11 protein-coding genes and 1 pseudogene are annotated in these 8,550 nt (G+C 63.6%); 7 read left to right on the forward strand and 5 right to left on the reverse strand.

Annotated features, from left to right (window positions below; genetic code table 11):
* The 5 genes and pseudogenes from AUC71_RS14955 to AUC71_RS14970 all read right to left on the reverse strand — a co-directional run.
* Nucleotides 1-306, reverse strand: a pseudogene (locus AUC71_RS14955) (hypothetical protein); the annotation flags it as partial.
* Nucleotides 303-677: a helix-turn-helix domain-containing protein gene (locus AUC71_RS14960; protein ID WP_083238456.1), complete on the reverse strand. Its 375-nt coding sequence runs from the start codon at nucleotides 675-677 to the stop codon at nucleotides 303-305. The gene AUC71_RS14960 and the pseudogene AUC71_RS14955, both read right to left, overlap by 4 nt.
* A gap of 995 nt (nucleotides 678-1,672) precedes the next feature.
* Nucleotides 1,673-1,804, reverse strand: coding sequence for a hypothetical protein (locus tag AUC71_RS22080; protein ID WP_280139331.1), 132 nt, complete (start codon nucleotides 1,802-1,804; stop codon nucleotides 1,673-1,675).
* A 51-nt stretch (nucleotides 1,805-1,855) separates the two neighbouring features.
* Nucleotides 1,856-2,413, reverse strand: a complete 558-nt coding sequence (locus AUC71_RS14965; protein ID WP_069624882.1) for a PAS domain-containing protein — start codon at nucleotides 2,411-2,413, stop codon at nucleotides 1,856-1,858.
* Nucleotides 2,414-2,640: 227 nt separating this feature from the next.
* On the reverse strand, nucleotides 2,641-3,048 hold the full coding sequence (locus AUC71_RS14970; RefSeq protein ID WP_069624883.1) for a Ros/MucR family transcriptional regulator: 408 nt from the start codon (nucleotides 3,046-3,048) through the stop codon (nucleotides 2,641-2,643).
* Between the two features lie 466 nt (nucleotides 3,049-3,514).
* Between AUC71_RS14970 and msrB the strand changes: the two genes are divergently transcribed.
* The 7 genes from msrB to AUC71_RS15005 all read left to right on the forward strand — a co-directional run.
* Nucleotides 3,515-3,946: a peptide-methionine (R)-S-oxide reductase MsrB gene (gene msrB, locus AUC71_RS14975; protein WP_069624890.1), complete on the forward strand. Its 432-nt coding sequence runs from the start codon at nucleotides 3,515-3,517 to the stop codon at nucleotides 3,944-3,946.
* Nucleotides 3,947-4,056: 110 nt separating this feature from the next.
* Nucleotides 4,057-4,389: a YnfA family protein gene (locus AUC71_RS14980; protein ID WP_069624884.1), complete on the forward strand. Its 333-nt coding sequence runs from the start codon at nucleotides 4,057-4,059 to the stop codon at nucleotides 4,387-4,389.
* A gap of 10 nt (nucleotides 4,390-4,399) precedes the next feature.
* On the forward strand, nucleotides 4,400-6,526 hold the full coding sequence (locus AUC71_RS14985; RefSeq protein ID WP_069624885.1) for a S9 family peptidase: 2,127 nt from the start codon (nucleotides 4,400-4,402) through the stop codon (nucleotides 6,524-6,526).
* Between the two features lie 9 nt (nucleotides 6,527-6,535).
* Nucleotides 6,536-6,766, forward strand: a complete 231-nt coding sequence (locus AUC71_RS14990) for a DUF433 domain-containing protein (protein WP_069624886.1) — start codon at nucleotides 6,536-6,538, stop codon at nucleotides 6,764-6,766.
* A gap of 8 nt (nucleotides 6,767-6,774) precedes the next feature.
* Nucleotides 6,775-7,131 carry a DUF5615 family PIN-like protein gene (locus AUC71_RS22865; protein ID WP_425283401.1) on the forward strand — a complete coding sequence of 119 codons (357 nt, stop codon included), beginning with the start codon at nucleotides 6,775-6,777 and terminating at the stop codon, nucleotides 7,129-7,131.
* A gap of 63 nt (nucleotides 7,132-7,194) precedes the next feature.
* A complete protein-coding gene (locus tag AUC71_RS15000; RefSeq protein WP_069624888.1) occupies nucleotides 7,195-7,746 on the forward strand; it encodes an isochorismatase family protein in 552 nt (183 codons plus the stop codon).
* Nucleotides 7,747-8,180: 434 nt separating this feature from the next.
* Nucleotides 8,181-8,550: superoxide dismutase (locus AUC71_RS15005; protein ID WP_141701750.1), on the forward strand; the 370-nt coding region annotated here is incomplete at its 3' end.

An 8,550-nucleotide genomic window follows, 5' to 3' on the forward strand; every position in this document is an offset into this window, starting at 1 on the left:
GATCGTTCTCAGTTGGTGCTGCACGCGGAAAGCATCGTTCCCATCGGCGCGGGCCCGCCGCAACCGTGCGTGCCCCACATCGGTGAGGACGAGCCTCTCTCCCTGCCAGGCAAGCCAATCGCCGGAGAGACAGGCCTCCACGAGGCGTCTGGCGACCGGGATCGCTGCGCCATCCTCCGACAGACGGAAGCCGTTTTTGCCGTCGCTTTCGATGAAGGCGCCTCCTGCAAGCCGCGCAAGCAAGCGGCGGATCTCGGCGGCTTGGCGCGTGCGCGCGCGGGCGCCCGGCGTCCTCGGAACGCTCATGAGCGCCTCTCGTGCCAGACAAGCGCGCCGATGAGTGCGGCGACGGCGCATTCCAAATGCTCGAGCCGGCCATCGAGCTCGGGATCGTCGCGACGGTCCTCCACCACCTCGCAGGCATGCGCCACGGTGGTTCTATCCCGGGCGAACAGCGCCCCCACCTCGGTCAGGCTGAGACCGCAGACGACATGGGCAAGATACATCGCTACCTGCCGGGCGAAAGCAGCCCGGGGCGACCGTCGGGTCGCCGCGCCGAGCTCGCGCACCTCGACCCCGAACACCAGGCACCGCCGGATCGATCGCCTTGCGGACCGACTGGCGCCCTGCCCGCCTCGCGCGCCGTCCGCACGCTTGCGGCTCCGTTTGTACTGCACTCATTCTCGTGCTCCTCTGATAGGAATATTGTCCTATCACACTGTAAAGGGGAACGCTGGGGCGGGGATAAGGGAAGTGCTCCAAGGGCTCTAAAAGAAGGATGCTGATACCGCCACGCGCGGATGGCTCCGGCGCGGCGCGGCACCAGAGTGTACTCCCAACAACGATCTCCCATCGATTCCCCTGATCCAAGGGGATGGCGCGCCGGGTAGGCGCAATTCCGTAAATGGTTCCGCGACCCTTTTTGGGAATCGCGGCGTGCGCCTTCCGGCGCGCCACATGCGCTCAAGTCGCGTAGCATAGCGCATCAAAAAAAATGCGCCTCCCGCGACGGAACTCTCGCGCATGCTATTTGCAGCGTCTTTTCGGCGCCGGGCCCCGCTTCTCATTGTTCTCTGCGCTACTCGGCCTTCCGCGCCACGTGCGCACTGGCCTACGTAACGAGAGAGCAAATCCCAGCGAGCTTCTCGCGGGGGCTCGTGGTAGCCCCGGGGGGTCGCTCCGGCACCGCCCGGAGGTCTCATTGCGGAAGAGACCCGCAGGCGCCGCACCCCATCCCGCCATCACGAACGCCTCGCGAGAACGCCCCTTCGAAAGGACGAGGTGACGGCATTCTACGCGAGCTTTCGAGGGCGGGCATAAGTGCGGCCCTGCGTTAACTCCGCTCATTCCCGCGAAAGCGGGAATCCAGGCAAAAAATAATTCTGGGTCCCCGCCTGCGCGGGGACGAGCGCCGAGTGCGAAACGCTCGGCAGGTTTCGAGGGCGGGCATAAGGCCTCGCAATCCCCACGAAACACTCGGACCCCGCTGCCGGGTGCATGCTGAACGCCCCTCAAGCATCAGGACCCAAAGCCAGTGTCTGGAGACAAACGACGCCAAACGGCAGCGCGATTGGGCCGCACCGGCTCCGCGGCAAAGCGCACTTTCGGCAGGTCGGTTACCGCGAGCGCCGCGGTCTATGACCGGCCGCGCGATCTACCCCGGCTGCTCGCCCTATGGCCCCACGAGATCGAGGACGGGACGGAAGCCGGACGGCTTCATCTGCTCGCGAAGCTGCGGCGCGCCTTGCGCGCGGAACGGCGCCGCGCTCGCGCCAATCATTGGAGCTACGACCTCAATCGGCATCTCGGTCTGCTCAGCGCTTACAAGGGCGAATTGGCCGGTCTCGCGCCGGACTTAGCGCGCCCTAGCCGTATTGGGCCGGACGCCCTGAGCGGCGGGAGGCAGGGCCGGCGGATAACGGTAGAGCGTAAACTCCGCAGGCACGTGCGCCCTGTCGCCCGGGCCCGTCGTGTCGTGACACAGGATCCTATCCACACGGAGCCCGTCGTCCGACAAGGGCAAGCGCAACCAGAACAAGAGCACATGATCCCGCCCCTCGGCCGGTCCGCGGACCACGCCATGGGCAGGCAGACCTTCGGTGGCGACACGGTCGTGGATGCGGCGCCAATAGGCCTCGCAGGTGCCGGAGAACACCTCCCCGAGGCGCTTGCCGGTGATCTCCTTGCCGTAGATGTCCCGCAGCCGCGTGCCCGCCAGCCGGAACAGGCCCCGGTCGAACCCCTCGCGGAGATCGATCAGACCCAAATACGGAAGCAATCGCGGGACCTTAAGCGGATCGAGATCGGCGCGCGCCGGAAGAAGCCGTTTCCCCGCCGAGTGCAGCCAATAGTCGAAGAGATCACGCTGTCCCTCGATCGCCAACTGAGCCCGAAAGGCGCAATCGGACAGCATGTCGTCCCCCCTCTATCCCCGCGAATCACCGGTTACCGACTATGTGGCGTTCGCCTGTCACATGCAAGGAGGGGCCTAAAATTCTCTAGGAATCGCAATAGCTTGTACCGCGCGGCGCAGCCGCCCACCCGATCTTGCGGGCGGCGGAGGGCACGATGCTTTCGATAGCGTTATTGCAGGCAAATCATGACCCGGCGATGCGAGTCGGTTACCCCGATTACGCGTCTTTAGCGCCGCCGCTGGCCGAGCCCCATGCGCTTGGCGAGGTCCGAGCGCGCGGCCGCGTAGTTCGGCGCGACCATCGGGTAGTCATGGGGCAGACCCCACTTCTCGCGATACTCTTCCGGGGACAGATCGTAATGGGTCCGCAAATGCCGCTTCAGCGACTTGAACTTCTTCCCGTCCTCCAGGCAGATAATGAACTCCGGCGTCACGGACTTCTTGACCGCGACGGCGGGCTTCAACTCTTCCTTGGCCGGCTGACCGCCCGCACTGGAGGCTTTGCTCAAGGCATCGTACACATTGTGGATGACGCCGGGCAGGTCCGTGGCCACAACGGTGTTGTTGCTGACATAAGCCGAGACAATCTCGGCGGTCAGTTCAACGAGTTCGTTTTTTTCGAGATTCGCGTCCATGAAGTGGCTCCTTGATCCTGCCCAATACCCGTTTGAGCGAAACAGACCACAAATCCGTGGCCTCTTGCGCGTCTCCCAGGTTCAAGTGACTTCTTAAAGTCACCAGAATACGCCGTTTTTGTGACCGAAAACTACAATGTTACGAAACTAAAGAGCTTGCAGCGCAATGATGCTTTGCTGATTTGGTCTCTATAGCATCTTTCGACAAAACTGCAACGGACCTCTTCTCGCGAAGACTGTACGCGAACCTGTGGAATTTAAGGGTGTGCAGCGTTTTCTTTAGCCTGCACCGTTCCTTGCGCGCGTGAATTGATCGAAACTTGCAGCCAGCCGCCACACTCAAGTCTGAAGCCGGTGCGTTTCTCCATCAAGCCTGCGTGAAAGCAAAGAGACACCTCTTAGAGGGAGACTTCGGTACACCTATATTCTTTGCGGACAGAACAGATCGAAACCGAGAGCGGTGACCATGAGCAAAACCGAGAACAACGAGAAGACCACGGTGAACGAGGACTGGCGGACGAAGCTGACGCCGGAGCAATTCCACGTCACCCGCGAGCACGGCACCGAGCGCGCCTTCAGCCACCCCTATCATGCGGAGAAGCGCGAGGGCATGTATCGCTGCGTGTGCTGCGGCGCACCCCTCTTCAGCTCGGACACGAAGTTCGACTCCGGCACCGGTTGGCCGAGCTTCACCGACGTCGCCGCCGCGGACACGGTGACGACCCATGAGGACAACGCCTTCGGCATGCGGCGCGTCGAGGTCCGCTGCGCGAACTGCGACGCGCATCTGGGGCACGTCTTCCCGGACGGTCCCGGGGAGAACGGCCTGCGCTATTGCATCAATGGCTGCGCCCTCGAACTTGACACCGATGCCGGGAGCGGCAAGACCTCGACCTAGTCTCTAGGCCCACGTCGACTTGGAGCATGAGCGACGTTGCTGAGATGATCTTTGCGACGTTGCCCCATCCGAGGCGGCGCGGGGCTTAAAAGGCGGGGAGACTAGAGAACATGATCACGATCGCTGCTTACGTCGGCGCGGCCCTCGCCGAGATCGCCGGGTGCTTCGCCTTCTGGGCGTGGCTGCGAACCGGCAAATCCATTCTATGGCTGATCCCGGGCATGGCGGCGCTGGCGTTGTTTGCCTATCTGCTGACGCTTGCCGAGGTCGACGCCGCCGGGCGTGCTTACGCCGCATATGGGGGCGTCTACATCGCCGCTTCGCTCGGATGGCTTTGGCTTATCGAGGGCGTGCAGCCTGACAGATGGGATCTCACAGGCTCCGTCGTGTGTCTGATCGGCATGGCGATCATTCTTTTCGGGCACCGAGCATTTTCAAACTGAGACACGATCCATGAACGAACAGCGTCTTCCCGCGCGGGCGCCGCTTGCCGCCCGCCGCTCTTCCACTTCGACGCATCACGGCATCGCCCGCGAGGACGATTACGCTTGGCTGCGCGCCGACAACTGGCAGGCGGTGATGCGCGATCCGCGCCAGCTGCCGGCGGACATCCGCGCCCATCTGGAAGCGGAGAACGCCTACACGGGCGCGGTCATGGCGGACACCGAGGCGCTGCAAGCGAAGCTCTTCGAGGAGATGAAGGGGCGCATCAAGGAGGACGATTCGAGCGTGCCCGCGCCCGACGGCGCCTTCGACTACTACACGCGCTACGTGACCGGCGGACAGCATCCGCTGTTCTGCCGGCGTCCGCGCGGCGGCGGCACCGAGCAAATCCTGGTCGACGGGAACGCACTCGCCGCGCCCCATGCCTATTTCCGCATCGCCAATGTCGCTCACAGCCCCGATCACACGCTCGTCGCCTATGCCGTCGATACCAAGGGCTCGGAGTTCTACACCGTCACCATCATCAAGGCGGCAACCGGCAGGCTGGTCGAGGCCGAGATCACCGACAACAATGGCGGCTTCCAATGGGCGGCCGACAGCAAGACGCTGCTTTATGTCTGGCTCGACGAGGAGCACCGGCCGCGCAAGCTGTTCGCGCATGCGGTCGGCGCGGCGAGCGAGGACCGGCTGATCCACGAGCAGGCCGACCCCGGCTATTTCCTGGAGATCGGCGCCACCCAGGACAACGAATATCTGCTGCTCGGTGTCCACGACCACGAGACAGCGGAGGTCAGCCTGATCGACGCGAAAGAGCCGGACGCCGCCCCGCGGCTGGTGGCGCCGCGCGAGGCCGAACACGACTATTCCGTCGAGCATCATGGCGAGAGGCTGATCATTCTCACATTCCGGGGCGCCGAGGCTACCGCATCGTCGAGCGCCGCCGGCGACCCTTCGCCCGAGAACTGGCGCGAGATCGAGCCGCACCGGCCGGGCAGGCTCATTCTGGACGTGGTCGCCTACAAGGACTTTCTCGTTAGGCTCGAGCGCGAGGACGGCCTGCCGCGCATCGTCATCCGCCGTTTCGCCGACGGCGAGGAGCACCAGATCGCCTTCGACGAGGAAGCCTACGCGCTCGGGCTCTCACACGGCTACGAATACGACACGCGCAATTTGCGCTTCACCTACTCGTCCATGACCACGCCGGCGCAGGTGTTCGACTACGACATGGAGACGCGCGAGCGGACACTGCGCAAGACGCAAGAGGTCCCGAGCGGCCACGACCCCAGCCTCTACGTCACGCGCCGCGTCATGCGCCGGCGAAAGACGGCGAGACGGTGCCCATCTTCGCTCCTCTACCGCAAGGAGACGAAGCTCGACGGCACCGCGCCGCTCCTGCTCTACGGCTACGGCGCCTACGGCATGACCATGCCCGCCGGCTTCAACACCAACGCGCTGAGCCTCGTCGACCGCGGCTTCGTCTACGCCATCGCGCATATTCGCGGCGGCAAGGAGAAGGGCTATCGCTGGTACAAGGACGGCAAGCGCGAGAAGAAGACGAACACCTTCACCGACTTCATCGCCGCGGGCGAGTATCTCGCAGCCCAGAACGTCACGTCGCGCGGCCGCATCATTGCCCATGGCGGCAGCGCCGGCGGCATGCTCATGGGCGCGATCGCCAACATGGCGCCGGACCTCTTCCTCGGCATCATCGCCGAGGTGCCGTTCGTGGATGTGCTGACCACCATGCTGGACGCGACCTTGCCGCTGACGCCGCCCGAATGGCCCGAATGGGGCAATCCGCTTGAAAACGAGAGAGACTACCGCACCATCGCCGCCTACTCGCCTTACGACAACGTGCGGGTGCAGAGCTATCCCAACATCATCGCGCTTGCCGGGCTGACCGACCCGCGCGTGACCTATTGGGAGCCGGCCAAATGGGTGGCGAAACTGCGGGAGGCGGACGCCGGCGGCAACCTCATCCTGCTCAAGACGAACATGGAGGCGGGCCACGCGGGCGCATCAGGCCGCTTCGAGCGGCTCAAGGAAGTGGCGGTCTCTTATGCGTTTGCCCTGAAGGTCGCGGACCTGGACGCGTCCTCGGGGCTCGCCAGTGCCGACGGGCTAAATATGTGCTAAGAAACAAGCATGACGAAGTTTGCCCGCATAACCGTTGACCCGGCCAGAATGGGTGGCGTGCCTTGCATTCGCGGCCTGCGTATTCCCGTCGCGACGGTGGTGGGCCTCGTAGCTGAAGGAATGACCGAGGCAGAAATTCTTGCGGCCTATCCCGACCTCGAGGGCCCCGACATTCGTGAGGCCCTGCAATTCGCCGCTGAGGCCGTTGGCGAACGTGAGTTGCCGCTCGCAATTCCGTGAAGTTTCTCGTGGATAACGCACTCTCACCGTCGGTTGCAGAAGGGTTGCGGCAGCAAGGCCACGACGCGGTACACGTAAGGGACTATGGCATGCAGGCGGCAAGTGATCAGGCCGTCTTCGACCACGCTGCGGGAGAAGATCGCGTGCTGGTGTCCGCAGACACCGATTTTAGCGCCCTGCTCGCATCCCGTCAGACATCCAAACCCTCCATCGTTCTCTTTCGGCGGGGCGGAGAACGTCGGCCCGGGCGACAACTCGCACTCCTGATGGCCAATATGTCAGCCATGGAACCGCTCTTACAGCAAGGTAGCGTGGTCGTATTGGAGCCGACCCGCATGCGCGTTCGGCGGCTTCCGTTCAGCTAAGAAGGCTCCGTGTCGCGCAGCACGTCTAGGCGAAGCCGCACCATCTATGCCAGAGTTCACCCAATGCTGCTTTCACGCGATAAGTCCCAAGTCCTCATCGTCGACGTGCAGGACAAGCTGCTCAGCGCGATTTCCGGCAAGGACCGGGTCGTCGACCGCTGCGTGCGGCTCGTGATGGCCGCACGCAAGCTCGGCATTCCCATCACCGTGTCCGAGCAATATCCGCAAGGCTTGGGACCGACTCACGATTCCATTCGCGACGCCTTCGCCAATGACGGCTTCATCGCCGACAAGACCGAGTTCTCCTGCATGCGGAACGCCATGCTGAAGGACCGGCTGCACGAGCTGCGCCGCCAGGGCCGCTCGCAGGTCGTGATCGGCGGCATCGAGGCTCATGTCTGCGTGCTGCAGACGGCGATCGATCTGGAGTCCCAAGGCTCGAGCTTCGTGGTCGCCGACGCGGTCGGCTCGCGCGCCAAGGCGAGCCGCAAGCTCGGGCTCGCGCGGTTGCAGAAATCGAGCGTGGACGTGGTGGACAGCGAGATGGTGCTGTTCGAATGGATGGAGCGCGCCGGCACGCCCGAGTTCAAGCAGCTCCAGGCGCTGATCAAGTAAGTGCCCCTATTGCCTCGTCATCGCCGGGCTCGACTTGAGCCTGCGCCCGGGCCGGCGAAGCCGGACCCGGGTGGCGATCCATTCCACTGGCGTCACCACGATGGGAGCGGAAACGGCATGGATGCCCGGGTCAAGCCCGGGCATGACGGTTGGGTTTCTGAACGGAGCCTGCAGTTTCGGTTCATGCTGGGTTCAGGTGGGAAGACGCATTCTCGTACGCGTCAGATCCCTGTAACTGATGTAGCGAACCTTCCTCGGCACCGGGCGTGGAGTTCAGGGGCTCCACGCCCACCCCGATTTCCCCCACAGCCAATTCCGCCGCTTTCGCAAGGACTTCGCTCTTGCGGGTGCCGCCTTGCTTCGCTTTCCGGGAACCTTTAGCTTTCAGCGGTCTTTCCTACTTTCACCCACTCAAAATCCCCCGGAGACCCATCGTGGCATTCGAACTCCCACCCCTACCCTACGCTTACGACGCGCTTCAGCCTTATATGTCGGCCGAGACGCTCGAATATCACCACGACAAGCATCACAAGGCTTACGTGGACAACCTCAACAAGCTGATCGAAGGCACCGACTACGAGGGCAAGGACCTCGAGACCATCGTCAAGAAGAGCTTCGGCAAGGACGCCGGCGTCTTCAACAACGCGGCCCAGGACTTCAACCACATCCAGTTCTGGCCGTGGATGAAGAAGGACGGCGGCGGCAAGAAAGTGCCGGGCGCGATCCTGGCGCTGATCGACCGCGATCTCGGCGGCTTCGACAAATTCCGCGAGGCCTTCATCGAGGCCGGCAAGACCCAGTTCG

This window comes from Methyloceanibacter marginalis, assembly GCF_001723295.1.
GTDB classification, from domain to species: Bacteria; Pseudomonadota; Alphaproteobacteria; order Rhizobiales; family Methyloligellaceae; genus Methyloceanibacter; species Methyloceanibacter marginalis.